The organism is Thiobacillus sp. (assembly GCF_030696885.1).
GTDB lineage: Bacteria > Pseudomonadota > Gammaproteobacteria > Burkholderiales > Thiobacillaceae > Thiobacillus.
This window is the reverse complement of record NZ_JAUYRI010000003.1, coordinates 75,904-100,953: the sequence shown is the minus strand read 5'-3', so window position 1 is coordinate 100,953 and position 25,050 is coordinate 75,904. Positions and strand designations below refer to the sequence as shown.

26 protein-coding genes are annotated in these 25,050 nt (G+C 65.1%); 21 read left to right on the top strand and 5 right to left on the bottom strand.

The features are described 5' to 3' along the window. Positions 1-64 precede the first annotated feature (64 nt). On the top strand, positions 65-241 hold the full coding sequence (locus Q8R61_RS00595) for a hypothetical protein (protein ID WP_305533372.1): 177 nt from the start codon (positions 65-67) through the stop codon (positions 239-241). Position 242: 1 nt separating this feature from the next. Here the strand turns inward: Q8R61_RS00595 and Q8R61_RS00590 are convergent, their stop codons facing one another. The 3 genes from Q8R61_RS00590 to Q8R61_RS00580 all read right to left on the bottom strand — a co-directional run bounded on the left by Q8R61_RS00590 (position 243) and on the right by Q8R61_RS00580 (position 4,037). Then, complete coding sequence (locus Q8R61_RS00590) at positions 243-2,795, bottom strand: [protein-PII] uridylyltransferase (protein ID WP_305533371.1); 2,553 nt, start codon at positions 2,793-2,795, stop codon at positions 243-245. Beyond that, the gene (map, locus tag Q8R61_RS00585; RefSeq protein WP_305533370.1) at positions 2,792-3,601 is read right to left on the bottom strand and encodes a type I methionyl aminopeptidase; all 810 of its coding nucleotides are present in this window, start codon (positions 3,599-3,601) and stop codon (positions 2,792-2,794) included. The genes Q8R61_RS00590 and map overlap by 4 nt, the downstream gene beginning before the upstream one ends. A 145-nt stretch (positions 3,602-3,746) precedes the next feature. After that, positions 3,747-4,037, bottom strand: coding sequence for a hypothetical protein (locus Q8R61_RS00580; protein ID WP_305533369.1), 291 nt, complete (start codon positions 4,035-4,037; stop codon positions 3,747-3,749). A 719-nt stretch (positions 4,038-4,756) separates the two neighbouring features. Here Q8R61_RS00580 and Q8R61_RS00575 point away from each other — a divergent pair. The 18 genes from Q8R61_RS00575 (at position 4,757) to Q8R61_RS00490 (ending at position 21,439) form a co-directional block, all read left to right on the top strand. Continuing rightward, positions 4,757-5,473 carry a response regulator gene (locus tag Q8R61_RS00575; protein WP_305533368.1) on the top strand — a complete coding sequence of 239 codons (717 nt, stop codon included), beginning with the start codon at positions 4,757-4,759 and terminating at the stop codon, positions 5,471-5,473. Beyond that, positions 5,470-6,792, top strand: a complete 1,323-nt coding sequence (locus tag Q8R61_RS00570) for an ATP-binding protein (protein WP_305533367.1) — start codon at positions 5,470-5,472, stop codon at positions 6,790-6,792. Before Q8R61_RS00575 ends, Q8R61_RS00570 begins: the two co-directional genes overlap by 4 nt. Before the next feature lie 159 nt (positions 6,793-6,951). Further along, positions 6,952-7,698: a 30S ribosomal protein S2 gene (rpsB, locus tag Q8R61_RS00565; RefSeq protein ID WP_305533366.1), complete on the top strand. Its 747-nt coding sequence runs from the start codon at positions 6,952-6,954 to the stop codon at positions 7,696-7,698. 105 nt (positions 7,699-7,803) lie between these two features. Further along, the gene (gene tsf, locus Q8R61_RS00560) at positions 7,804-8,676 is read left to right on the top strand and encodes a translation elongation factor Ts (RefSeq protein WP_305533365.1); all 873 of its coding nucleotides are present in this window, start codon (positions 7,804-7,806) and stop codon (positions 8,674-8,676) included. A gap of 6 nt (positions 8,677-8,682) precedes the next feature. Further along, on the top strand, positions 8,683-9,399 hold the full coding sequence (gene pyrH, locus Q8R61_RS00555) for a UMP kinase (RefSeq protein WP_305533364.1): 717 nt from the start codon (positions 8,683-8,685) through the stop codon (positions 9,397-9,399). A 21-nt stretch (positions 9,400-9,420) separates the two neighbouring features. After that, positions 9,421-9,990, top strand: coding sequence for a ribosome recycling factor (gene frr, locus Q8R61_RS00550; protein WP_305533363.1), 570 nt, complete (start codon positions 9,421-9,423; stop codon positions 9,988-9,990). Between the two features lie 76 nt (positions 9,991-10,066). Further along, on the top strand, positions 10,067-10,747 hold the full coding sequence (uppS, locus tag Q8R61_RS00545; RefSeq protein ID WP_371133526.1) for a polyprenyl diphosphate synthase: 681 nt from the start codon (positions 10,067-10,069) through the stop codon (positions 10,745-10,747). Between the two features lie 22 nt (positions 10,748-10,769). Next, positions 10,770-11,576: a phosphatidate cytidylyltransferase gene (locus Q8R61_RS00540; RefSeq protein ID WP_305533361.1), complete on the top strand. Its 807-nt coding sequence runs from the start codon at positions 10,770-10,772 to the stop codon at positions 11,574-11,576. Next, on the top strand, positions 11,573-12,772 hold the full coding sequence (gene ispC / locus Q8R61_RS00535) for a 1-deoxy-D-xylulose-5-phosphate reductoisomerase (protein WP_371133524.1): 1,200 nt from the start codon (positions 11,573-11,575) through the stop codon (positions 12,770-12,772). The genes Q8R61_RS00540 and ispC overlap by 4 nt, the downstream gene beginning before the upstream one ends. After that, complete coding sequence (rseP, locus tag Q8R61_RS00530; RefSeq protein ID WP_305533360.1) at positions 12,769-14,121, top strand: RIP metalloprotease RseP; 1,353 nt, start codon at positions 12,769-12,771, stop codon at positions 14,119-14,121. Before ispC ends, rseP begins: the two co-directional genes overlap by 4 nt. A 7-nt stretch (positions 14,122-14,128) precedes the next feature. Further along, positions 14,129-16,429, top strand: a complete 2,301-nt coding sequence (gene bamA, locus Q8R61_RS00525) for an outer membrane protein assembly factor BamA (RefSeq protein ID WP_305533359.1) — start codon at positions 14,129-14,131, stop codon at positions 16,427-16,429. 25 nt (positions 16,430-16,454) lie between these two features. Beyond that, on the top strand, positions 16,455-16,958 hold the full coding sequence (locus Q8R61_RS00520) for an OmpH family outer membrane protein (protein ID WP_305533358.1): 504 nt from the start codon (positions 16,455-16,457) through the stop codon (positions 16,956-16,958). A gap of 27 nt (positions 16,959-16,985) precedes the next feature. Then, positions 16,986-18,017, top strand: coding sequence for a UDP-3-O-(3-hydroxymyristoyl)glucosamine N-acyltransferase (gene lpxD / locus Q8R61_RS00515; protein ID WP_305533357.1), 1,032 nt, complete (start codon positions 16,986-16,988; stop codon positions 18,015-18,017). Between the two features lie 5 nt (positions 18,018-18,022). Then, the gene (gene fabZ, locus Q8R61_RS00510) at positions 18,023-18,460 is read left to right on the top strand and encodes a 3-hydroxyacyl-ACP dehydratase FabZ (RefSeq protein ID WP_305533445.1); all 438 of its coding nucleotides are present in this window, start codon (positions 18,023-18,025) and stop codon (positions 18,458-18,460) included. Position 18,461: 1 nt separating this feature from the next. After that, positions 18,462-19,238: an acyl-ACP--UDP-N-acetylglucosamine O-acyltransferase gene (lpxA, locus tag Q8R61_RS00505; RefSeq protein ID WP_305533356.1), complete on the top strand. Its 777-nt coding sequence runs from the start codon at positions 18,462-18,464 to the stop codon at positions 19,236-19,238. Beyond that, complete coding sequence (gene lpxB, locus Q8R61_RS00500; protein WP_305533355.1) at positions 19,238-20,365, top strand: lipid-A-disaccharide synthase; 1,128 nt, start codon at positions 19,238-19,240, stop codon at positions 20,363-20,365. The genes lpxA and lpxB overlap by 1 nt, the downstream gene beginning before the upstream one ends. Beyond that, positions 20,362-20,976, top strand: a complete 615-nt coding sequence (gene rnhB / locus Q8R61_RS00495) for a ribonuclease HII (RefSeq protein ID WP_305533354.1) — start codon at positions 20,362-20,364, stop codon at positions 20,974-20,976. Before lpxB ends, rnhB begins: the two co-directional genes overlap by 4 nt. 10 nt (positions 20,977-20,986) lie before the next feature. Continuing rightward, positions 20,987-21,439 (top strand): DUF4149 domain-containing protein, encoded by a 453-nt coding sequence (locus Q8R61_RS00490; protein WP_305533353.1) that lies wholly within the window; start codon positions 20,987-20,989, stop codon positions 21,437-21,439. 7 nt (positions 21,440-21,446) lie between these two features. On the opposite strand, the gene Q8R61_RS00485 is transcribed toward Q8R61_RS00490, so the two are convergent. Together Q8R61_RS00485 and Q8R61_RS00480 are read right to left on the bottom strand one after the other, a co-directional pair. Continuing rightward, positions 21,447-21,800, bottom strand: a complete 354-nt coding sequence (locus Q8R61_RS00485; protein ID WP_305533352.1) for a co-chaperone YbbN — start codon at positions 21,798-21,800, stop codon at positions 21,447-21,449. 9 nt (positions 21,801-21,809) lie between these two features. Then, a complete protein-coding gene (locus Q8R61_RS00480; protein ID WP_305533351.1) occupies positions 21,810-22,991 on the bottom strand; it encodes a GNAT family N-acetyltransferase in 1,182 nt (393 codons plus the stop codon). Between the two features lie 25 nt (positions 22,992-23,016). On the opposite strand from Q8R61_RS00480, the gene sucC reads away from it, so the two are divergent. Continuing rightward, the gene (gene sucC, locus Q8R61_RS00475; protein ID WP_305533350.1) at positions 23,017-24,177 is read left to right on the top strand and encodes an ADP-forming succinate--CoA ligase subunit beta; all 1,161 of its coding nucleotides are present in this window, start codon (positions 23,017-23,019) and stop codon (positions 24,175-24,177) included. After that, the gene (gene sucD / locus Q8R61_RS00470; RefSeq protein WP_305533349.1) at positions 24,174-25,049 is read left to right on the top strand and encodes a succinate--CoA ligase subunit alpha; all 876 of its coding nucleotides are present in this window, start codon (positions 24,174-24,176) and stop codon (positions 25,047-25,049) included. The genes sucC and sucD overlap by 4 nt, the downstream gene beginning before the upstream one ends. Position 25,050 lies beyond the last annotated feature (1 nt).

The following is a 25,050-nucleotide window of genomic DNA, read 5'->3' as shown; positions in this document are numbered from 1 at the left end:
GGCGAGGGCCCCGCGTAGCGGGATCGACGGCCAGGCGAATGCTGCCGGAGGCCGATATGCCCTGGTGGCCGCAGAAGTGGGCACCGTGGTGCGCCCGGGGCGCGTGCGTAACCGCACCAAGACCGAGCCGGAAGAGAAAGTCAAAAAACCGGCCGACGGCGTGCGCAAGAAAGCGCCGCCTGCCCGCAAGGCACCCGCGCGCGGACGCTACGTCGACGAATACGCCCGCCCGTCCGCCTGATTTACTGCAGCACCTCACGCACGCGGGTTTCCACCGCCTGCATCCCGGCCGGCGTCTCGAGGCCGGCGCCCCGAATCAGAAACGTGTCCTCCACCCGCTCGCCGAGCGTGTCGATCTTGGCGGCATAGACGTTCACGTCATGCTGCATCAGGGTTTCCGCCACCGCAAACAGCAAACCGCCGCGATCCGCACAGGTGATCGACAACATGTGGCCGTGCCCCTGCGCGTCGGCCTCCAGCCTGACCGTGGTCGGATAGGGGTGGTGGCGCTGGTGGCGTGACAGGCGGCCCCGCGGTACCGCCTGCATCGGACGCGCCGGATCGAGATCGCGCGTCAGTTCGTGCTCCACATAGCTCAGAAAATCGCGGTAGTGAATGCCGCGATTGGCCATGTCCATCACCTGGAACGTGTCGAGCACATAGCCGTGCCGGGTGGTGTGGATCTTGGCTTCGAGGATGGTGTACTGGATGCGCGCGAAGAAGCCGCAGATGCGGGCGAACAGATCGGGGCGGTCGGGCGTGTAGACCAGCACCTGGATGCCTTCGCCAGCGGGCGACAGGCGCGCCCGTACGACGGCATCGGGGCTGCTGGTGCGGCGCCACAGCATGCGCGCCTGCCAGGCCATGTCGCGGGCGTCGAAGCGGATGAAATAGCGTGCATCAAGGTGCTGCCACAGAGTGTCGGCGGCACTGTTCGGCAGGCCATAGAGGGCGAGATTGACCCGCGCTTCGGCCTGCTTGGCGGCGATGTCGGCCACCGCTTCGTCACCGCCCGCCAGCCGGGCGTGGGTGGCGTGATAGAGGTCTTCCAGCAGCTTGCCTTTCCAGGCGTTCCAGACCTTGGGGCTGGTGCCGCGGATGTCAGCCACGGTCAGCAGATACAGCGCCGCCAGGTGCCGCGGGTTGCCGATGCGAGCGGCAAACGCGGCGATCACGTCCGGATCGCTGATGTCTTCTTTCTGCGCGGTGCGCGACATCGCCAGGTGCATCTCCACCAGCCAGGCGACCAGATCGCTGTCGGCTCGGTCGAGCCCATGCTGGCGGCAGAACCGACGCGCATCGGCCATGCCGAGCACCGAGTGGTCGCCGCCGCGGCCCTTGGCGATGTCGTGGAACAGCGTGGCCAGATACAGCAACTCGGGTTTGTCGAAGGCTGCGATCAGACGGCTGGCGAGCGGATATTCGTGCGCGAGCTCGGGCACCGTGAAGCGCCGCATGTTGCGCAGCACGGTCAGGATGTGTTCGTCCACCGTGTAGACGTGGAACAAGTCATGCTGCATCTGCCCCACCACGCGGCCGAATGCCGGGATGTAGCGCGCCAGCAGGCCGTAGCGGTGCATCGCGCGCATCGCGCGGGTGATGCCGGTGGTCTGCCGCAGCAGCGTCATGAACAGCGCCCGATGCGTCGGATTGGCACGAAAGGCGGCGTCGATGCGGGTGCTGGCACGCCACAGCGCACGCAGCGTGGCCGGCTCGAATCCGGCCAGCGCAGGATGCTGGGCATAGACGATGAAGATGCGCAACAGCGCGTCGGGCTTGCGTTCGAACAGATTGGGCGCGCGCGTTTCGAGCAGGCGGGCGCGCACCTGAAAATCGGCATCGATCGGCTGCGGCGGCGCCGTCACCGGAAAAAGCCGCACCCGCAGCGACTGGATCAGAATATCGTTGGCGCGCTGCACCAGCTTGGCGGCGCGGTAGTAGCCCTGCATCAGGGTTTCGCCCGTACGCTTGTGCGTGGCGGCGGCCAGTCCCATGCGCTCGGCAAGCTCGGTCTGGTAATCGAAGGCGAGGCGGTCTTCGCGGCGGCCCGCCAGCAAATGCAGCTGGATCCGCAGGGTCGCCAGCGCGCGCTCCTCGCGCGCGATACGGCGCGCCTCGGCCTGGGTCAGCAGCCCCGCGCGGGCGATGCCGTTCCAGCCGCCGGTGATGCCGCAGGCCTGCGCCAGCCAGTGGATGGTATGCAGGTCGCGCAGGCCGCCCGGGCTGTCCTTGAGGTTGGGCTCCAGCTTGTAGGCGCTGTCGTCGAAACGTGCATGGCGCGCCAGCTGCTCGGCCAGCTTGCCGTCAAAAAAGTGCTGGGCGTTGAAGCGCGCCTGGAAGCGGCGCTCGAAGGTGTCAAACAGCGCGCTGTTGCCCCAGACGAAGCGCGCTTCCATCAGGTTGGTCTCCACCGTGATGTCGGCATCGGCCTCGGTGATGCAGGCCTCGATGGTGCGCACGCTGTGACCGATTTCCAGGCCGACGTCCCAACAGGCCTGCACCCAGGTTTCCAGCGCAGCCTGTTCGTCCGGCGCGGGCTCGTGCGACAGCATCAGCAGCACGTCGACGTCCGAGCCGGGAAACAGCTCGCCGCGGCCGTAGCCGCCGGCGGCGGCCAGGCAATAGGCGGCGGGAAGCTGCACCCGCTCGCACAGTTCGGACAGCACGCCGTCGACCAGTGCGGCGTGGCGCGTCAGGTAATGCGCCGCGGCGCGGCGCTTGAGGTAGCCGGCTGCGAGTGCGGCGCGACCCGATTTGAGCCGCTCGCGGAGGTCGGCGAACGGCGGCGTGCTCACGCGGCCCGGCGGACGTGGTCAGGTACGGCGGGCGAGCCGGCCGACACGGTCAGCACTTCGTAGCCGCTGTCGGTGACCAGGATCGTGTGTTCCCACTGCGCCGACAGGCTGCGGTCCTTGGTGACGATGGTCCAGCCGTCGTTCATCTGGCGGATGTCGCGGCGGCCGGCGTTGATCATCGGCTCGATGGTGAAGGTCATGCCGGTTTCCAGCACCAGGCCGGTGCCAGACTTGCCGTAGTGCAGCACCTGCGGGTCTTCGTGGAAATTGAGCCCGATGCCGTGACCGCAGAATTCGCGCACCACGCTGTAGCCGTGGTTCTCGGCGAAACGCTGGATGGCATGGCCGATGTCACCCAGGCGCGCGCCCGGCTTGACGTGGTCGATGCCGACCCACATCGCTTCGTAGGTGATCTGGATCAGGCGCTTGGCCTGGATCGTCGCCTCGCCGACCGCGAACATGCGGCTGGTGTCGCCGTGCCATCCGTCCTTGATCACCGTGATGTCGAGGTTGACGATGTCGCCGTTCTTCAGCAGCTTGTCGCCCGGCACGCCATGGCAGACCTGGTTGTTGACCGAGGTGCAGATCGACTTGGGGTAGGGCGCGTGACCGGACGGCGCGTAGTTCAGCGGCGCCGGGATGGTGCCCTGCACGTTCACCATGTAGTCATGGCACAGCCGGTCGAGCTCGCCGGTGGTGACGCCGGGCTTGACGAAGGGCGTGATGTAGTCGAGCACTTCCGACGCGAGCCGGCCGGCGATGCGCATGCCCTCGATTTCTGCGCCGGTTTTGATGGTGACGGTCATGGTGCGGGTACTGGAAACAAAGACGCATTCTAGCGTGCCCGGTACGCACCGGAAAACCACGCCAGCGAGAGGCAATAGAAAGGGGACGCGCTACGGCGTCCCCCTGTTATACGGTTAGCCAGGCAAAACACCCGGCTGTGCGCGTTTACTGCATCGACGGCAGATCGCCCCCGTTACTCATCTGCTCACGGTTTTCGTAGCGATTTTCGTAACGGTATTCATTGCGCTGGGCGTTGCCGGCTTGCGAGCCGTCGCGCTTCTGGGTCCGTTCCTGGCTCCGGGTTTCGGTGCGCTGGGCATGGTCGGCGCTGCTAGCGCGGACACTACCCATGCCGCCCCCCATGCCACTACCGCCGCCGCCACCCTTGGCGTAGACCGCGCCACTGGCGAGGCTGGTGGCAATCAAAACCAGGGAAAGAACTTTTAGCGATTTCATCTTTAGTGCTCCTTAAGCGTGGATTAATTTACCGACCTCGCCGGCCTGCACCATTGCCCACGCTGGCACCCGGTCCAGCAGCACCGCCTGATCCAGCAGCACCGCCCGCCCCCCTCATCTCTTGATGACGATGTTCGTAACCACTTCCATAAGGCAAGCTGGTCGGGCGGGCGTTTGCATTCGATCCATCCCCGCTTGGGGCGGGTGCACGCAAGTTGCGCAGCGCCGCCTCATCAGCCTGCCCGTTGGCCGGTGTGTGCAGCAGCACATCCTGCGGCAGGGACAGGTTTAGGGGACGGACTTGCGAGGCGGGCGCCTTTTTCTGGCCTGCTTCCACCCAGCCTGGAAACATCAGGGTCAGGACAGACGGCAACAGGATCAGATGAAAGCGTGGCATGAGCAGGTTCTAGGTTTGAAGTTCGATTTGCGCCATCACTATTGATAGCGTGGAACGGATTTTGGGCGTGCGTAGTGGCTCGGGTATGCCCACGGGGTGGCATCGCGTGTCAGTGTGTGTCGGTGTGTGTCTACCCGACAGGAAGCATCCTGAAGTAGGGTAGGATGATTCAGAGATCCATGCCGCCCTGAGCGCAGGTTAACGCCCGCGCCCGCTTGGGGAAACAGGCTTGTTTGGCCATAAAACTTTGCGATTATTACAGGATGCAAGCGAGTAAATCTGATTCCTGCCGAACTGCCGTGTTGAGGCTTGGGGTGTGCCCATGATGGAGGGTGCGTCGGCCCGCATTCTGGTGGTGGACGATGACCCGGGCATGCGGACATTGCTGGAGGCCTATCTGGGCGACAGCGGGTTCACCGTGGCAACGGCAATGGATGGTGCGGCCATGTGGCAGGCACTGGAGCAGGGAATGCCGGACGCCATCGTGCTCGACCTGATGATGCCCGGCGAGGACGGATTGTCGCTGGCGCGCCGGCTGCGCAGCCAGTCGAACGTGCCCATCCTCATGCTGTCGGCACGCGGCGAGGAAATCGACCGCGTGGTGGGGCTGGAAATGGGCGCTGACGACTACCTGGCCAAACCGTTCAGCCCACGTGAGTTGCTGGCCCGCTTGCGTGCGCTACTGCGGCGCAGCCAGGGGCAGACCGGGCCAGTCCAGCAGGCCACACTTCCCATGTTCGGACCTTTCCAGCTCGATGCTGCCAGCCACCGGCTCACCAAGGACGGCGCCGAGGTGAAGCTGTCGACCGCGGAATTCGCCCTGCTGCGCATCTTCGTCGAGCACCCGCTGCGGGTGCTGTCGCGCGACATCCTGATCGACATGCTCAAGGGCTACGAGCGCGATCCGTTCGACCGCAGCATCGACACCCGTGTCACCCGGCTACGGCGCAAGATCGAGCTCAATCCTGCCGAACCAGCTTACATCCGCACCGTGCGCGGCGAGGGCTATCTGTTCAATCCGCGCGGCAGCGAGGCGTGAGGCTGTCGTCGCGCCTGAGCCTGACGCAGCAGAATGCCCTGCTGCTGGTGGTGTTCTTCCTGGCCTTCGAGCTGCTGGTAGCCAGCGCCGTCACCTATTTCCTGATGCTGCCTATGGCGCGCCGATCGGCGACCGACCTGGCCGGCCTGATGGCGCTGTCGGCGCAGACCTGGAGCGAGCTGCCGCCGGTCACCCGCCCTGCGTTTGAAATCGAGCTGGCGCGTTCGCACGGGCTGGCGCTGCGCGCCGAGCCGCCGCAGGATCCCGAGCGCCCTTCGTGGCGGGAACCCTATCTGCACTTTCTGACGGCTTCGCTGAACGATCGGGTGGGCGGGCCAGTGGTGTCGTCGCGCGAGGAAATCCAGGGGGCGCAATGGTTCTGGGTGTCGCTTCCGGCAGGCAGCAGGCAACTCTCGGTGGGCTTCCCCCACAGCCGCATCGGCCCGCGCCCGATCCATGCCCTGCTGGCTTCGCTGGCGGGCGGGGCGCTGCTGACCCTGCTCGCAGCCTGGTGGCTGGCGCGCCGCGCCACCCGCCCGCTGCAGCGGCTGCAGCAGGCGGTCACCTCGCTGGGGCGCGGGCAGACGCCGGAACGCCTGCCCGAAACCGGGCCGCGCGAGATCGCTGCGCTGAGCCGTCGCTTCAACGAAATGGCGAAGCAGGTGGACGACCTGCTGGCCGCCCGCACCGTGCTGCTGGCTGGGGTGTCGCACGACCTGCGTACACCGCTGGCGCGGCTGCGGCTGGCGGTGGAGATGCTGGTAAAGAAGCCGAGCGCAGAGCTGGCCGCGCAAGTGGAGGGCGACATCGAGGCGATGGATCGTCTGATCGGCGACGTGCTGACGCTGGCGCGCGGCTTCGGCCACGAAGCCCACCAGCGGGTGGCGCTGCCCGACCTGCTGGCTGATCTGGTGCAGGCCACCCCGGGCGCGGCGGAACGGGTGCAGGTCGAGGCGCCTGATATCGAACTGGATGTCCCGGTGGGCGCCTTGCGCCGCATTCTCGCCAACCTGCTGGAGAACGCCCTGCGCTATGGCGGCGGCCAGCCGGTCACCCTGCGGGCAGAAGCGATGGCAGGCGGCTGCCGTATCGGCGTGCTCGACCGCGGCCCCGGCATTCCGGAAGCGGACCGGGAAGCCGTGTTCCGTCCGTTCTACCGGCTCGAAGCCTCGCGCAGCGCCAGCACCGGCGGTTCCGGGCTGGGGCTGGCGATCGTGCGCCAGCTGGCAGACGCACAGGGCTGGCAGGTCAGTCTGCAGACGCGCGGCGGCGGCGGGCTGGAGGCCTGGCTGCAGATCGTCGCACAGCCGGCGGGCTGAGGGCGAACCTTGAAATAAGCGTCCATTCGAATTAGAATCGCCGGCTGTCCGAAATGGTTCGGACAAATTCGCACACCTGTCATTAAAGGGTGGCGGCGCGTTCGGTTCGAAAACGTGCTGCTGCTGACGGGTGGAGGCTTAACCCTTTAGGAGATTTTCATGTCTGTCACCATGCGTCAAATGCTGGAAGCCGGTGTCCACTTCGGCCACCAGACCCGCTTCTGGAACCCCAAGATGGCCCCGTTCATTTTCGGTCATCGCAACAAGATCCATATCGTCAACCTGGAAAAGTCGCTGCCGCTGTTCCAGGATGCGCAGAAATTCGTCCGTCAGCTCGCCGCCAACAAGGGCAGCGTGCTGTTCGTTGGCACCAAGCGCGCCGCGCGTGAAATCGTCCGCGAGGAAGCCGAGCGCGCCGGCATGCCGTACGTCGACAACCGCTGGCTGGGCGGCATGCTGACCAACTTCAAGACGGTCAAGCAGTCGATCAAGCGCCTGAACGACCTGGAGGCCAACCTGGCCGAGCCGGGCCGTCTGTCGAAGAAGGAAACCCTGACCGTGCAGCGCGAAGTCGACAAGCTGAACCGCAGCCTGGGTGGCATCCGCGAAATGGGCGGCCTGCCCGACGCGCTGTTCATCATCGACGTCGGCTACCAGAAGGGCGCCGTGGTCGAGGCCAAGAAGCTGGGCATTCCGGTGATCGGCGTGGTCGACACCAACAACAGCCCGGAAGGCGTGGACTACGTGATTCCCGGCAACGATGACTCCGCCCGCGCGATTCGCCTGTATGCACGCGGCATGGCCGATGCGGCGCTGGAAGGCCGTTCCCAGGTCATCAGCGACATCGTCGGCGGCGAAGAATTCGTCGAGGTCGAAGAAGAAGATACGACACCCGCTGCCGAGTAAGCGCAGCGCACGCCATCTCGCCGGAACCGGGTTCCGGCGAGCGGAATTTTAAGGAGGGGCGATGGCCCCTCTTTCTGTATTGAAGAAACTGGACAGGAGTACGAAATGGCAGAAATCACTGCAGGCATGGTCAAGGAACTGCGCGAGAAAACCGACGCGCCGATGATGGATTGCAAGAAGGCGCTGTCGGAAGCCGGCGGCGACATGCAGAAGGCGGAAGAAATCCTGCGCGTGCGCTTCGGCAACAAGGCCGCCAAGAGCGCCAGCCGCATCGCCGCCGAAGGCGTGGTGACCATCGCTATCAGCGCCGACGGCAAGTCTGCCGCGATGGTCGAAGTCAACTGCGAAACCGACTTCGTCGCCAAGAACGACGACTTCCTCGCGCTTTCCAACGCGCTGGCCGAGATGGTGCTGAACCAGAAGCCGGCCGACGTTGCCGCGCTGTCCGCGCTAGCCTACAAGGGCGCAACGGTCGAAGCCTTCCGCACCGAGCTGGTCGGCAAGATTGGCGAGAACATGTCGGTGCGCCGCTTCGTGCGCCTGGACGGCCAGGGCAAGTTCGCCAGCTACATCCACAGCGGCAAGATCGGCGTGCTGGTCGACGTCACCGGCGACGAAGCGCTGGCGCGCGACGTTGCCATGCACATCGCGGCATCCAAGCCGAAGTCGCTGGATGCGTCTGGCGTGTCGACCGACCTGATCGACACCGAACGCCGCGTGGCGATCGAGAAGGCCAAGGAAGCCGGCAAGCCGGAAGCCATGCTGGAAAAGATCGCCGAGGGGACGGTGCAGAAATTCCTCAAGGAAGTCACGCTGCTGTCGCAGCCCTTCGTCAAGGATGACAAGCAGACCGTCGAGCAGGTGCTGAAGGCCAAGAACTCGCAGTGCCACGGCTTCATGATGTACGTGGTGGGCGAGGGCATCGAGAAAAAGGTGTCCGACTTTGCCGCCGAAGTGGCCGCTGCGTCCCAGGTCTGACCGGCTATGGCGGCTGCCCGACGTATCCTGCTGAAGCTGTCCGGCGAGGCCCTGATGGGGCCGGAGGGCTTCGGTTACCACGCTGAAACCATGGCCGGTTTCGTCGGCCAGATCCGTGACGTGGCGGCGGCGGGTGTGCAGGTCGGCATCGTGGTCGGCGGCGGCAATTTGTTTCGCGGCGCGACGGGCGCGCTGTCCGGCATGAACCGCGCCAGCGCCGATTCGATGGGCATGCTGGCGACCGTGATGAATGCGGTGGCGCTGAAGGATGCGTTGCAGCAGGCCGGCGTCGATGCACGGGTGCAGACCGCGGTACACATCGCCCATCTCGGAGAGGACTTCGAACGCGACACGGCAGTGCGTCATCTGGAGGCCGGACGAGTCGTGATTTTCGGCGGCGGCACCGGCAGCCCGTTTTTCACCACCGACACCGCAGCGGCGCTGCGCGCGGCCGAGATCGGCGCCGACCTGTTGCTGAAGGCAACCAAGGTCGACGGTGTTTATACGGCCGACCCGAAGAAGGACGCGGGCGCCACGCGCTACCACACGCTGTCGTTCGACGAGGCCATCGAAAAAAATCTGGGCGTGCTCGATACCGCCGCGTTCGCGCTGTGCCGCGAACAGAACCTGAACCTGGTCGTGTTCAACGTCTTCAAGCCCGGTGCGCTCAAGCGCGTGGTGATGGGCGAGGACGAAGGCACGCGCGTGACCTTGAGTTCGTGATCTACACGTAGAGGAGTTGACATGGCTGAACCCACCATCGCCGAGATCAAGCAATCCGCCGAACAGAAAATGGGCAAGACGCTGGATGCGCTGAGGAACGACCTGGCCAAGGTGCGCACCGGGCGCGCCCACACCGGCATCCTCGACCACGTCATGGTCGATTACTACGGCAACCCGACGCCGGTGCCGCAGGTGGCCAACGTGTCGCTGGTCGATTCGCGCACGCTGGGCGTGCAGCCGTATGAAAAAAACATGGTCGCCAAGATCGAGAAAGCCATCCGCGATGGCGACCTCGGCCTGAATCCGGCGGCGCACGGCGACATCATCCGCGTGCCGATGCCGTCGCTGACCGAGGAGCGCCGCCGCGACCTGATCAAGGTGGTGCGCAACGAAGCCGAGGGTGCGCGCGTCGCGGTGCGCAACATCCGGCGCGATGCCAACGGCACGGTGAAGGAAATGGTCAAGGCCAAGACCGCGACCGAGGACGAGGAGCGCCGCACCCAGGACGACGTGCAGAAGCTGACCGACAAATTCATCGGCGATATCGACAAGATGCTGGCCGACAAAGAGAAAGACCTGCTCGCAGTCTGAGCAGCCCCGCGTGTCTACCCCAACCCTGAAAGCGACTCCGGCCAACCCCGATGTGCCGCGGCACATCGCCATCATCATGGATGGCAACGGCCGCTGGGCGAAACGGCGGCTGATGCCGCGCGTCGCGGGCCACCGCAAGGGGGTCGAGGCGCTGCGTGGCGTGATTCGTGCCTGCGCCGAGCGCGGTGTGGCGAATCTCACGGTGTTTGCCTTCAGTTCGGAAAACTGGCGGCGCCCGCAGGACGAAGTCACCCTGCTGATGGAACTGTTCATGCGCGCGCTGGAAAACGAAGTCGCCAAGCTGCATGAGAACGGCATCCGTTTCCGCGTCATCGGTGACCTGTCCGGATTCTCCGAGCGCATCCAGGCCCTGATCCGCGACGCCGAGGCGCTGACGCGCGACAACACCCGCCTCGTCCTCACGGTGGCAGCCAATTACGGCGGCCGCTGGGATGTGGTGCAGGCGGTGAAAAAGCTGATGGCTTCGAACCTGGATCCGGCGGACGTGAGCGAGGAAATGCTGGCGCAACAGCTCAGCATGGCTGACATGCCCGAGCCGGACCTCTTCATCCGCACCGGCGGCGAACAGCGCATCAGCAATTTCCTGCTGTGGCAGCTGGCCTACACCGAGCTGTATTTCACCGATGCCTTGTGGCCCGATTTCGACAATGCAGCGCTCGATGCTGCGATTGCGTCCTACCGTGCGCGCGAGCGCCGCTTCGGCCGTACCAGCGAACAGGTACGTGCCGCATCGTGACGGCATGCCGGATGGTCCATCCATGACGCCATTAGCCCGCCGGGTGCTTACCGCCATGCTGCTGCTGGCCGTATTCGTGCCTGCGGTGCTGTGGGCGCCGACGTGGCTTTGGGGCGGGTTGATGGCAGGGATGGTCGGCGTGGCGGCGCACGAATGGGCGCGGTTGAGCCATTTCCCGCCGGTCTCTGCGCGCCTCTACGCCGCGCTGCTGACGCTGTGCGCACTGGGGCTGCCGTACCTGCCCGCACTCGACTGGCCGACGTTTCAAACAGGTTTGATCGGGCTGGCCATCGCCTTCTGGCTGCTGGTGGTGCCGCTGTGGCTGGCGGGGCACTGGCGCGTCGAGGCGCCATTCATGCGCGCCATGGTCGGTGTCGTGGTGCTGCTGCCCACCTGGGCGGCCTTGCTGGATCTGCATGCGCGCGGCCCCGCCGTCCTGCTGGGCGTGATGGCGGTCGTCTGGGTCGCCGATACCGCGGCCTATTTTTCCGGCCGGCATTTTGGTCGCCACAAGCTCGCCCCCACCATCAGCCCCGGCAAGACCTGGGAGGGCGTGGCGGGCGCGCTGGTTGCGTTGGCGTTGTACGCCGTGGTGGTGAGCGCATTTGCCGGCATGCCGTTTGTCTCGCTGTTCGTCCTGATCGCCGTGCTGCTGTATCTGTCGGTGCTGGGTGACTTGTTCGAATCCTGGATCAAGCGTGTCTCCGGCATGAAGGACAGCGGCGACATCCTGCCGGGCCATGGCGGCGTGCTCGATCGCATCGACGCGCTGACCGCCACCCTGCCGGTCGCCAGCGGCATGCTGATGTGGCTGGCGCGCGCTGCATGAATGCCCACCGCATGAAGCCGCGCGTGCTGACCATCCTCGGTGCCACCGGCACCATCGGCGTCAACACGCTCGATGTGGTGGCGCGCCATCCCGACCGCTTCGAAATCTTCGCGCTGACCGGTGCCACTCAGGTCGAGCGCATGGTCGAGCAGTGCCGCGCCCATCGCCCGCGCTTTGCGGTGATGAGCGAGCCGGCCGCCGCCGCGGCGCTGCGCGAGCGGATTGCCGCCGAGGGGCTGGGTGTCGAGGTGCTCGAAGGCGCTGCCGCGCTCACTCAGGTGGCCACCGCGCCCGAAGTCGATACGCTGATGGCCGCGATTGTCGGCGCCGCCGGCCTGCCGGCCACGCTGGCGGCGGCCCAGGCCGGCAAGCGGATTCTGCTGGCCAACAAGGAAACCCTGGTGGTGTCGGGCCAGTTGTTCATGGATGCGATCGCCGCCAGCGGCGCCGAGTTGCTGCCGATCGATTCCGAGCACAACGCCATTTTCCAGGCGCTGCCGCGCGACTTCGACGGCGACTTTCAGCAGGCCGGGGTGAAGGCGCTGTGGCTTACCGCCTCCGGCGGTCCGTTCCGCACGTTGTCGGCCGAGGCGATCGCCGCCGCCACCCCGGCGCAGGCGGTGGCGCATCCGAACTGGGTGATGGGCAAGAAAATATCGGTCGACTCGGCCAGCCTGATGAACAAGGGGCTGGAAGTGATCGAGGCGCGCTGGCTGTTCAACGCGCGTCCCGACCAGATCAAGGTGGTGGTGCATCCGCAGAGCATCGTGCATTCGATGGTCGAATACGCCGACGGCTCGGTGATTGCGCAGATGGGCACGCCCGACATGCGCACCCCGATTGCCTACGCCCTGGGTTTTCCCGAACGCATTGAAGCGGGCGTTCCGGCACTGGAACTGATGAACAGACAGCTGAGCTTCGAGGCGCCCGATACGGCGCGCTTTCCGTGCCTGCAACTGGCGTTCGACGCGCTCGCCGCCGGCGGCAATGCCGCGGCGGTGCTGAACGCGGCGAACGAAGTCGCGGTGGCGCGGTTCCTCGACGGCGCGGTGCCGTTCGGCGCCATCGCCGCCAGCATCGCGCATACGCTTGAGAAACTGGCCGGCGGCGCCGCCGCCACGCTGGAGGATCTGCTCGAAGCCGACCGTCAGGCCCGCAGCGTGGCCGGCATGTATCTGGGAGCTTTGCGCGCATGAGTCTGCTGCATACGATCCTGTGGTTCCTGATCGCCATCGGCATTCTGGTGGTGGTGCACGAATTCGGCCATTACCTGGCGGCGCGCTGGGCCGGCGTCAAGGTGCTGCGTTTTTCGGTCGGCTTCGGCAAGCCGCTGCTGAGCCGCCGTTTCGGCCGCGACCAGACCGAATGGACGCTGTCCGCGCTGCCGCTCGGCGGCTACGTCAAGATGCTCGACGAGCGCGAGGGGGAGGTGCCGGCGGCCGACGCGCATCGCAGCTTCAACCGCGCCAGCGTGTGGCGGCGCATCGGCATCGTCCTGGCCGGGCCGGCCGCCAACTTCCTGCTCGCCATCGTGTTTTACTGGGCGCTGCTGCTGAACGGGCTGCCGGCGCTGAAACCCATCATCGGCGAACCGCCCGCCGGCACGCCAGCGGCGCAGGCCGGCCTGGTGGCGGGCGACGAAATCCGCCGCGTCAACGGCACCGATACGCCGTCGTTCCAGGATTTGCGGCTGACGCTGCTGCGCGTGGGCGTGGCGTCCGAGGCGATCACGCTGGAGCTGACCGACGGCCGCCGCGTGCGGCTCGATGCCCAGCCGATGCAGACCGAGAATCTGGAGCAGGACAACCTGCGCCCGCTCGGCATCGTGCGTTACGACCCCGTGATCGCGCCCGTGATCGGTCAGGTGCTGGCGGACGGGGCCGCTGCGCGCGCAGGCATGCAGACCGGCGACCGCCTGCTCGCGGCAAACGGTGAAACGGTGGACACCTGGCAGGGCTGGGTGCAAGTGGTTCGCCAGCATCCCGCCCAGGCCCTGCGCATCGAATTCGAACGGCAGGGGCAACGCAGTGAGCTGACCGTCGTTCCCGACGCGGTGGACGAAGCGGGCGAGCGCGTCGGCAAGATCGGCGCCGGCCCGCAGGTCGACGACTCCGTGCTGGCCATGCTGATGACCGAGGTGCGCTACGGTCCGCTCGACGCGCTTTGGCATGGCGCGATCCGGACCTGGGACATGAGCGTGTTCACGCTGGAAATGATGGGCCGCATGGTGCTGGGGCAGGTGTCGTGGAAGAATCTGTCCGGCCCGTTGACCATTGCCGATTACGCAGGGCAGAGCGCCACCCTCGGCTGGATCAGTTTTGTGAGTTTCCTGGCGCTGGTGAGCGTGAGCCTTGGCGTGCTGAACCTGCTGCCGATCCCGCTACTGGACGGCGGACACCTCATGTATTATGTTGCCGAGGTTTTGACCGGCCGGCCGGTGTCCGAGCGCGTCATGGAAATGGGCGCGCGCATTGGGATGGTGCTCCTGCTGATGCTGATGTCGTTCGCCCTCTTCAACGATTTGCAACGCCTGATAAGCGGATAAAACAACCATGACCCTGAACCGTTTGACGCTGGCCCTTGTCACCGTATTTGCTGCGCACTCCGCCTGGGCCGAAGCGCCTTTCGTCGTCAAGGACATCCGGGTCGAGGGCATCCAGCGTACCGAGGCGGGCACGGTCTTCAGCTACCTGCCGGTCAAGGTCGGCGACGTGATGACCGACGAAAAGACCGCAGCGGCGATCAAGGCGTTGTACGCCACCGGCTTCTTCAAGGACGTGCGGCTGGAAGCGCGCGACGGCGTGGTGATCGTCACCGTCGAGGAGCGTCCCTCGATCGCCAAGATCACCCTGAACGGCATCAAGGAATTTTCCGATGCTGACCTGAAAGCCGGCCTCAAGCAGACAGGCCTGGCCGAGGGCCGCGTGCTCGACCGCGCGCTGCTCGAAAAATCCGAACAGGAACTGCAGCGACAGTACTTCAATCGCGGCAAGTACGCGGTCGAGATCAAGTCCACGCTGACGCCGTTGGAGCGCAATCGGGTGGCGGTCCAGTTCGACGTGGTCGAAGGCGACAGCGCGAAGATCCAGCAGATCAACATCGTCGGCAACCAGGCATTCAAGGAAAAGGAACTGCTGAAGCAGTTTTCCTCCACCACGCCCGGCTGGCTGACCTGGTACACCAAGAGCGACCAGTATTCGAAGTCGCGCCTCGGCGGCGACATCGAGGCCCTGCGCTCGTTCTATCTCAACCGCGGCTACCTCGAATTCAACGTTGACTCCACCCAGGTGTCGATCTCGCCCGACAAGCAGGGCATCTACGTCACTGTCAACGTGACCGAAGGGCCGCAATACAAGGTGTCCGACGTCAAACTGGCGGGCCAGATGCTGGTGCCGGAGGCGGAACTGCAGAAGCTCATCACGATCAAGCCCGGCGAAGTCTTCGTGCGCGACCGCCTGACCGAAACCACCAAGAAAATCGGCGACCGCCTCGGCAACGACGGCTATGCGTTTGCCAACGTCAATGCCGTGCCCGAGCTCGACAAGGAAAAGAGCACGGTGGCCTTCACCCTGTTCGTCGACCCGGGCCGGCGTGTGTATGTGAACCGCATCAACGTGGCGGGCAACGCCAAGACGCGCGACGAAGTGGTGCGCCGCGAAATCCGCCAGATGGAGGGCGCATATTACGACGCCGAGAAAATCAACCGCTCGCGTGAACGGCTCGACCGCCTGGGCTACTTCAGCGAAGTCAATATCGAGACGCCGGGCGTGGCGGGTACCACCGACCAGGTCGACGTCAACGTCAGCGTGGCTGAGCGGTCGACCGGTAACATCATGCTGGGCGCGGGTTTCTCCTCGTCCGAAGGCCTGGTGCTGTCGGGCTCGGTGTCGCAAAACAACGTGTTCGGCACCGGCAACCGGCTGTCGGCCCAGCTCAACTCGGGCAGTGTCAATACCGTGTATTCGCTGTCCTTCACCAACCCGTATTACACGATCGACGGCATCAGCCTCGGCTATGACCTGTACCGGCGCGACGTCGACGCGACCGAACTCGACAACGTCGGCGATTACAAAACCTCGACCTACGGAGCCGGGGTGCGCTTCGGCCTGCCGGTCAACGAGCGGGACTTCATTTCACTCGGCCTGACCTACGAACAGACTTCACTTTCGATCGATCGCGCAACTGCGCCAATCCAGTACATAGACTTCGTCGACGAGTTTGGCGACGGCATCAATAGTGCCGATAACGACACGGTACGTCTGGATGCCTCGTGGGCGCGCGACACCCGCAACAGCGCCCTGTTCCCGACCCGGGGGATTTTCCAGCGCGTCGCGGCCGAAGTCGGCACCCCGCTCGGCAGCCTGCAGTACTACAAGCTATCGCTGCAGCACCAGCAGTATTTCCCGATGACCCGGGATTTCACGCTGATGCTGAACGGCGAAATCGGTTTCGGCGACGGCCTGTCCGGCAAGCCGCTGCCGTTCTTCAAGAACTTCTACGCGGGCGGAACCAGCTCGGTGCGCGGTTTCGAAAGTGGCTCGCTGGGGCCCAAGGCCGCCAATGGCGATGCGCTGGGTGGCAACAAGCGCATAGTCGGCAACGCGGAACTCTTCTTCCCTCTGCCGGGACTCAAGGACAACCAGTCCCTGCGCATGTCGGCGTTCGTCGATGCGGGCGCTGCCTATGGAACGAACGAGGACTTTTCCATCGACGGCCTGCGTTATTCCGCCGGCATCGCAGTGCTGTGGGTGTCGCCGCTCGGCCCGCTCAAATTCAGCCTGGCGCAGCCGCTGGTCGAAAAAGAGGGTGATGAGACCGAAGTGTTCCAATTCACCTTCGGCAATGTGTTCTGAAGGTAAGTCGTTCTGGAGTAATTAGATGATGAAGTTAAAGCAACTCGCCGTTTCCCTGCTGCTGGTGTCCGCGTTCGTGGCGGCGCCCGTTCTGGCCAACACCAAGATCGGTTTCGTCAACACCGAGCGCCTGCTGCGCGAAGCGCCACTGTCGGTTGCCGCGCAAAAGAAGCTCGAGCGTGAATTTGCTGCCCGCGACCAGGAGCTGCAAAAGCTCGCCAAACAGGCGCGTGACCTGCAGGCCCAGCTGGACAAGGATGGCGTGACCATGTCGGATACCGACCGCAAGACCAAGGAGCGCGATCTCGGCAACCTCAATCGTGACCTGCAGCGCCAGGGACGCGAATTCCGCGAAGACCTCAACCTGCGTCGCAACGAGGAGCTGGGCCAGATTCAGGAACGCGCGCGCAAGGCGATCCAGGAGATTGCCCGCGCCGAGAAATTCGATCTGATCGTCGAACAGGCCGTCTTCGTCGATCCCAAGAGCGACATCACCGATCGGGTGATGAAGGCCCTGGGTGGCAAGTAAGTCCAACCTCAAAATTCGGTTCATCCGATGGCCGTGACGCTGGCAGCGCTGGTCGCCCGTTTCGGCGGAGAGCTCGTCGGCGACGGGGCGCGGTCGGTGCAGCAGGTGGCGCCGCTTGAGCGTGCCACCGCGGACGAGATCGCCTTTGTCTCGCAGAGCAAATACCTCGCCCAGCTGGCGGACACCCGGGCGGGTGCGGTCATCCTGCCGGTGGATGCGCGCGATGCCACCGATCTGCCACGCATCCTGACCCCCAACCCTTACCTGTATTTCGCGCGCGTTTCGGCGCTGCTGAATCCACCGCCGTGTCCGCCTGCGGGGGTGCATCCCGCAGCCAGCGTTGCCGCCGATGCGGACATCGCCGCCGACGCCAGCATCGCTGCCGGCGCGGTGATCGGCCAGGGCGCGGTGGTCGGCGCGCGAAGCGTGGTCGGCCCCAACTGCGTCGTCGGCGAGCACGCCCGCATTGGTGCCGACTGCCTGCTGCACGCCAACGTCACCCTCTACCATCGCTGCGAGATCGGCGACCGCGCCATCCTGCATTCGGGCTGCGTGATCGGTTCCGATGGTTTCGGCTTTGCACCCGACGGCGAACGCTGGGAGAAAATTCCGCAGATTGGCCGCGTGCTGATCGGTGACGACGTCGAGATCGGCGCCTGCACCACCATCGACCGCGGCGCGCTGGAAGACACGGTGATCGGGGAGGGCGTCAAGCTCGACAATCTGATCCAGGTCGCGCACAACGTGGTGATCGGCGCACATACTGCGATTGCCGCCTGCACCGGCATCGCCGGCAGCGCTAAAATCGGCCGCCACTGCACCATCGGTGGCGCAGCGATGATTTTCGGCCACATCGAGATTGCCGATAACACCCGCATTTCCACCAACACGCTGATTACCAAGTCGCTGCCGAAAGCCGGCACCTACACCTCGGCACTGCCGTTCTCGGAGCACGAGGTCTGGCAGAAGAACGCCGTGCACATGCGCAATCTCGACAAGCTGGTCAACCGCATCAAACAGCTTGAGAAACGCCTAACTGAACTGGAAAATAAATCATGAGCGTTATGGACATCGAGCAGGTGATGCAGTACCTGCCGCACCGTTACCCTTTCCTGCTGATCGACCGCGTCACCGAGCTCGAGCTCGGCAAGTCGATCACCGCGGTGAAGAACGTCACCATCAACGAGCCGTTCTTTCCGGGACATTTCCCCGGGGCGCCGGTGATGCCGGGGGTGCTGATCCTGGAAGCCATGGCGCAGGCGGCGGCCATCCTGTCGTTCAAGACCAAGAACTACGCACCTGAGGACATCGGCGTCGTCTATTTCGCCGGTATCGATGGCGCGCGCTTCAAGAAGCCGGTCAAACCGGGCGACCAGCTGGTGCTCAAGATCAACATCGTGCGCGAAATGCGCGGCATCTGGAAATACACCGGACGCGCCGAAGTCGACGGCAAGCTGGTCGCCGAAGCCGAACTGATGGCCACGCTGCGAGACAAGCCCTGACATGAGAATGATTCATGAAACCGCGCTGGTCGCGCCGGGCGCGCGGCTTGCCGATGACGTCGAGATCGGACCCTATTCGATCATCGGCGAGCACGTCGAGATCGGCGCCGGCACCACGGTCGGTGCGCACGCTGTGATCACCGGCCATACGAAAATCGGTGTGCACAACCAGATCTTCCATTTCGTCTCGCTCGGCGAGGCGCCGCAGGACAAGAAATACGACGGCGAACCGACCCGTCTGGAAATCGGCGATCACAACGTGATCCGCGAGTTCTGCACTTTCAACACCGGCACCGTGCAAGACCGCGGCGTCACGACGATCGGCAGCCACAACTGGATCATGGCCTACGTCCACATCGCGCACGACTGCGTGGTGGGCGACCGCACCATCTTCGCCAACAATGCTTCGCTGGCGGGCCATGCCGAAATCGGCGACTGGGCGATCCTCGGCGGCTTCACCGGCGTACACCAGTTCTGCAAGGTCGGCGCCCATGTGATGACCGGCATTTCCAGCGTGGTGTTCAAGGACATCCCGCCCTTCATCATGGCGTCCGGCCAGCCGGCCGCGCCGCACGGTCTCAATAGCGAAGGCCTCAAGCGGCGCGGGTTTTCCGCCGAAGCGCTGGCGGCATTGAAGCGCGCCTACAAGATGCTCTATCGCGAGGGCAACACGCTGGCCGAAGCGCAGGCCAAGCTCGAACCCGAGGCCGTGAACCATCCTGAAGTGCGCCAGCTGCTCGACTTTCTCGCGCGTGCCGAGCGCGGCATCATCCGCTGATGGATATTGGACTGATCGCCGGTGAAGCGTCCGGCGATCTCCTCGGCGCGCACTTCGTCGCGGCGCTGAAGCAAAACCACCCCAACTTGCGCGCCGCCGGCATCGCCGGTCCGCGCATGGTCGAAGCCGGCGTCGAGGCGATCTACCCGAGCGACAAGCTGGCGGTCAACGGCTACGTCGAAGTGCTGCGTCACCTGCCGGAGCTGTTGTGGATCCGCTCGCGCATCACGCGCCATTTTCTCAACGAGCGGCCGCGCGTCTTTGTCGGTATCGATGCGCCCGATTTCAATTTCGTGCTGGAAGCGAAGCTCAAGCAGGCCGGCATCCCAACCGTGCACTTCGTCAGCCCGTCGATCTGGGCGTGGCGGCCCGAGCGCATCCATCGGATCAAGCAGGCTGTCTCGCACATGCTGGTGGTATTCCCGTTCGAGGAACAGATTTACCGCGACGCCGGCATCCCGGTCAGCTATGTGGGCCATCCGCTGGCCGACGTGATTCCGCTGGAACCCGATACCGCGGGCGCGCGTGCTGCACTGGGCCTGGTATCCGGGCCGGTGATCGCGCTACTGCCGGGCAGCCGGCTGTCTGAGGTAAAACGCCATGCGCGGCTGATGCTCGACGCTGCCGTGCGCATCCATCAACTTCATCCTAGGGCGCAGTTCGTACTGCCCGCCGCCAGCGAAGCGGCGGCGCGGCTGATCCGGCAGGCGGCACAGGGTCTGGACTTGCCGCTCCACATCCTGGCGGGGCAATCGCACACCGCGCTGGCGGCGTGCGACGTCGCGCTGGTGGCCTCGGGCACCGCCACGCTCGAAGCCGCGCTGTTCAAAAAACCGATGGTAATCACCTACCGGGTGCCGGCGTTGACGGCTTACCTGATGCGCAAAAAAGCCTTGCAGCCCTGGATCGGGCTGCCGAATATCCTGGCGCGCGATTTCGTGGTGCCGGAGCGGATACAGGAAGCCGCTACGCCCGAGAACCTGGCGAACGATGCGCTCGCCTGGCTGGCCGATGCGCCGCGCCGCGAGGCTGCCGTCGACACCTTCCGCGCCATGCATTTGAGCCTGCGGCAGAATGCCAGCGCGCGCATCGCCGAGGCACTCGAGCCCTATCTGGAGCGCACATGACGGTGCGCTCGACGGTCATTCTGCATGTCGGCCCGCTCGGCCTGTGCGGCGTCGATGAAGCCGGCCGCGGCCCACTCGCGGGACCGGTGACAGCGGCTGCGGTCATGCTCGACCCCGAACGGCCGATCAACGGCCTGCGCGATTCCAAGAAGCTGTCCGCCGCTGCGCGCGAACGCCTGGCGGATGAAATTCGCCAGCACGCCGCCGCCTGGTGCGTGGCCGAGGCCAGCGTCGCCGAAATCGACCAACTCAATATCCTGCAGGCCACGATGCTGGCGATGCAGCGCGCCGTCGCCGGGCTCGGGCGGCCGCCCGACGAGGTGATGGTCGACGGCAATCGCTGCCCGAACTGGGCATGGCGTTCGCAGGCGGTGGTCAAGGGCGACGACAAGGTCGCCGCGATCGCCGCCGCGTCGATTCTCGCCAAGACCGCGCGCGACCAGTACATGTGCCGCCTGCACGACGACTATCCCGCCTACGGGTTTGCAAAACACATGGGCTACGGCACCGCCGCGCATCTGGCCGCGCTGAAGGCGCATGGCGCCTGTCCGCAGCACCGCCGCAGCTTTGCACCGGTCAAACTCGTTCTCGATCAAGCCGTTTTATTCTGAAAGGAAAGCCATGAGCCTGTCCCTGTTTCTGCATGTATTGAGCGTCGTCATCTGGGTCGGCGGCATGTTCTTCGCCTACATGGTGCTGCGCCCGGTCGCCGCCAGCGTGCTCGAACCGCCGCAGCGGCTGACCCTGTGGGCCGGCGTATTCGACAAGTTTTTCCCTTGGGTGTGGGCGTCGGTGGCGCTGATCCTGCTGACCGGCCTGCACATGTTGATGGTGTTCGGCGGCATGGCTGCGCCGCATTACGTCTTGGCCATGCTGGTGCTGGGTGTGCTGATGATGGTGATCTTCGCGCACGTGTTCTTTGCGCCCTACAAGAAACTCAAGCGCGCCGTCGCCGCGCAGGACTGGAAAGCCGGCGGCGCCGCCCTCGCCCAGATCCGCATGCTGATCGGCATCAACCTCAGCATCGGATTGCTCACCATCGCGGTGGTGTTCCTCGGCCGCGCTTTGGCCTGACCGACGGTTAGGGTTCGTCCTGCGCCGGCTGGGCCAGCAGGCGGGGCACGACTTCGCGGATGACGTCGCGCCGGCCCTCGCACTGGAGTTCGGCGTGAAAATGGCCATCGCGATAGAGGTAGATCGTCGGCAGATGAAATATGCCGAAACCGCGCGCCACGCCGGTGGCTTCGCTGACATCCACTTCGAACAGGTGGTAATCCAAACCACTCAGTGACTCCGGAAGCAGCCGCTTCCAGGCCCGGCAACTGCCGCAGTGGGGTGCACTGAACAGCACCACAGCGATGCCGCACACAGCGGCGAGGCGGCTGTGGTAATCCCCCTCGTTCAAGCGTTCGAATCCGTCCGCAATGGGCCGCATGCTGAAAACTTAGGGTTTCCGGTCTGCCGGCTGCTCGCGGCGGAACGGGCCTTCCATTTCATCCATGTAGTGCGCGATGGCGTCGGTTTCGCGTTCCAGGAAACGATCGACCGCCTCGCGGAATTCGGCGTTTTCCAGCCAGTGCCAGGAATGCGTGGTGGTGGGCACCAGGCCGCGCGACAGCTTGTGCTCGCCCTGCGCGCCGCCTTCGAACACTTGCAAACCCTTTGCGATCGCGTATTCGATGCCCTGCTGGTAGCAGGTCTCGAAATGCAGGCCGGGCACGTATTCCAGCGTGCCCCAGTGACGGCCGTACAGGCGCTGGCCATCCTTGATGCAGAACGAACAGGCGACGGGCTCGCCGTCCTTGTCCGCAATGATCAGCAGCAGGTTGTCCGGCATCGTCTCGCGCAGCTTGGCGAAGAACGCGCGGTTCAGATGCGGCTCGCTGCGATGGCGGGCGTAGGTGTCGGCGTAGCAGCGGTAGAAATGGTCCCAGTCGGCGTCGGTGCTCGCAGCGCCTTCGACCCAGCGAAACGTCACACCCAGCGTGGCCAGCTTCTTCCGTTCCTGGCGGATTTTCTTGCGCTTGTCGTGCGTCAGCGCGGCGAGGAAATCGTCGAAACTGGCGTAGCCCGCGTTATTCCAGTGGAACTGGAAACCGCTGCGGTGCAGCAAAGGGGTCGCGTTGAGCGCGGCGTGATCCGGCTCGGTGGGAAACAGGATGTGGAACGACGAGCAGTTGAGGTCGCGGGTGAGCTTCAGCGCGGCCTCGATCAGCGTCGCGCGGTCGGTGTCATTCTTCGCCAGCAGCCGCGGCCCGGGCACCGGCGAGAAGGGCGCGCAGCACACCAGCTTGGGATAGTAGGCAAGCCCATGGCGGCGATAAGCGTCGGCCCACGCCCAATCGAATACGAATTCGCCCCAGGAATGGTGCTTCACATACAGCGGCATCGCCGCATCCAGCCGGTCGCCGCGGAACAGCGCCAGATGCACCGGCTCCCAGCCGATGTGGGCGCCGACGCAGTCGGTGGCTTCCAGCGCATGCAGAAAGGCATGCTGCACGAAGGGTGAATCGCCGGCCAGCGCGTTCCAGGCGTCGGCCGGCAATTCCGCAATCCGGGTCACAACGCGGATGACGGTGTCCGCAGCCTCGGCTTCCGTCGCGGGGGGCTTTGCTTCAAAATGCACGTTTTGGCGGCTTTCAGAAAAAACAATGAACCTGCACGAATTTCAGGCCAAACAAATTTTGCGCTCGGGCAACATTAACACGCCGCGCGGCCTCGCTGCGTCGAGTGCCGACGCCGCGGTCGATGCCGCCAGCGAACTCGGCGGCGACGCCTGGGTGGTCAAGGCGCAGATCCACGCGGGCGGCCGCGGCAAGGTGGGCGGCGTCAAGGTCGTCAAGAGCCTGGACGACGTGCGCGCGATAGCCGCTTCGCTGCTGGGCAAGCCGCTGGTGACCAACCAGAACGCGCCCGACGGCCAGCCGGTGAACCAGGTGCTGGTCGAGGAAACCCTGCCGATTGCGCGCGAGCTGTACCTGTCGCTGCTGGTCGACCGCGAAACCGAACGCGTCGCCATCGTCGCCTCCGCCGCCGGCGGCATGGACATCGAGGAGGTCGCCCACGCCACCCCGGAAAAAGTCCTGACCGAAACCTGCGACCCGCTGCTGGGTGTGCAGGACTTCCAGTGCCGTGCGCTGGCTTTCGCGCTGGAATTGACCGGCGAGGCCTACAAGGATTTCTGCCGACTGCTGCCCGCTTTGTACCGTTTGTTCATCGCCAATGATTTGAGCCTGCTCGAAATCAACCCGCTGGTGGTGACCACCGACAACCGTGTGTTGCCGCTCGACTGCAAGATGAGCGTCGAGGACAACGCGCTGTACCGCCGCAAGGCATTGGCCGAGCTGCGCGACGACAGCCAGATCGACGCCAAGGAAGCCGCGGCCAACGCAGCCAACGTCAACTACGTTGCGCTGACCGGCAACATCGGCTGCATGGTCAACGGCGCCGGCCTCGCGATGGCGACGATGGACCTGATCCAACTGGAGGGCGGCACGCCGGCCAACTTCCTCGACGTCGGCGGCGGCGCCACCCCGGAGACGGTGGCCCAGGGCTTCAAGATCATCCTGCTCGATCCCAACGTGCGTGCGGTGCTGATCAACATTTTCGGCGGCATCGTGCGCTGCGACGTGATTGCCGAAGGCATCATCCAGGCGGTCAAGGAAGTCGGCGTGAAAGTGCCGGTGATCGTGCGGCTGGAAGGCACCAACGCCGAACTGGGCCGCACGCTGCTGGCCGAATCGGGGCTGGCGATCCTGGCGGCGGAAAGCCTGACGCAAGCGGCGAAACTCGCGGTGGAGAAAGCGGCATGAGCATCCTCGTCGACAAAAACACTAAAGTCATTTGCCAGGGCTTCACCGGCAAGCAGGGCACGTTCCATTCCGAGCAGGCGATTGCCTATGGCACGCAGATGGTCGGCGGCGTCACCCCCGGCAAGGGTGGGCAGACGCATCTAAACCTGCCCGTATTCAACACCGTTCGCGACGCAGTGCGCCAGACCGGCGCGCAGGCGACGATGATCTACGTGCCGGCCGCGTTCGCCGCCGACTCGATCCTGGAAGCGGCCGACGCCGGCATCGAGGTCATCGTCTGCATCACTGAAGGCATCCCGGTATTGGACATGCTCAACGTCAAGGCCGCCTTGCGTGCCAACGGCGCCAAACTGATCGGCCCCAACTGCCCCGGCATCATCACCTCGGGCGAATGCAAGATCGGCATCATGCCCGGCGTCATCCACCAGAAAGGCAAGGTCGGCATCGTCTCGCGCTCCGGCACGCTGACCTACGAGGCGGTGCATCAGACCACGCAGCTGGGGCTGGGCCAGTCGACCTGCGTCGGCATCGGCGGCGACCCGATCAAGGGGCTGGACTTCATCGACTGCCTGGAACTGTTCGAGGCCGACCCGCAGACCGAAGCGGTGATCCTCGTCGGCGAAATCGGCGGCAGCCGCGAGGAAGAGGCGGCCGAGTTCATCCGCTCCAACATGAAGAAACCTGTCGCCGCCTATATCGCCGGCCGCACCGCACCCAAGGGCAAGCGCATGGGCCATGCCGGCGCGATCATAGCCGGCGGCAGCGGCACGGCGGACGCCAAGATCCGCGCGCTCGAAGCCGCCGGCGTCGTCGTCGCGCAAAGCCCGGCCGGGCTGGGCGAAGCGGTGCAGTTGGCGCTCGGCGCGCGATAAG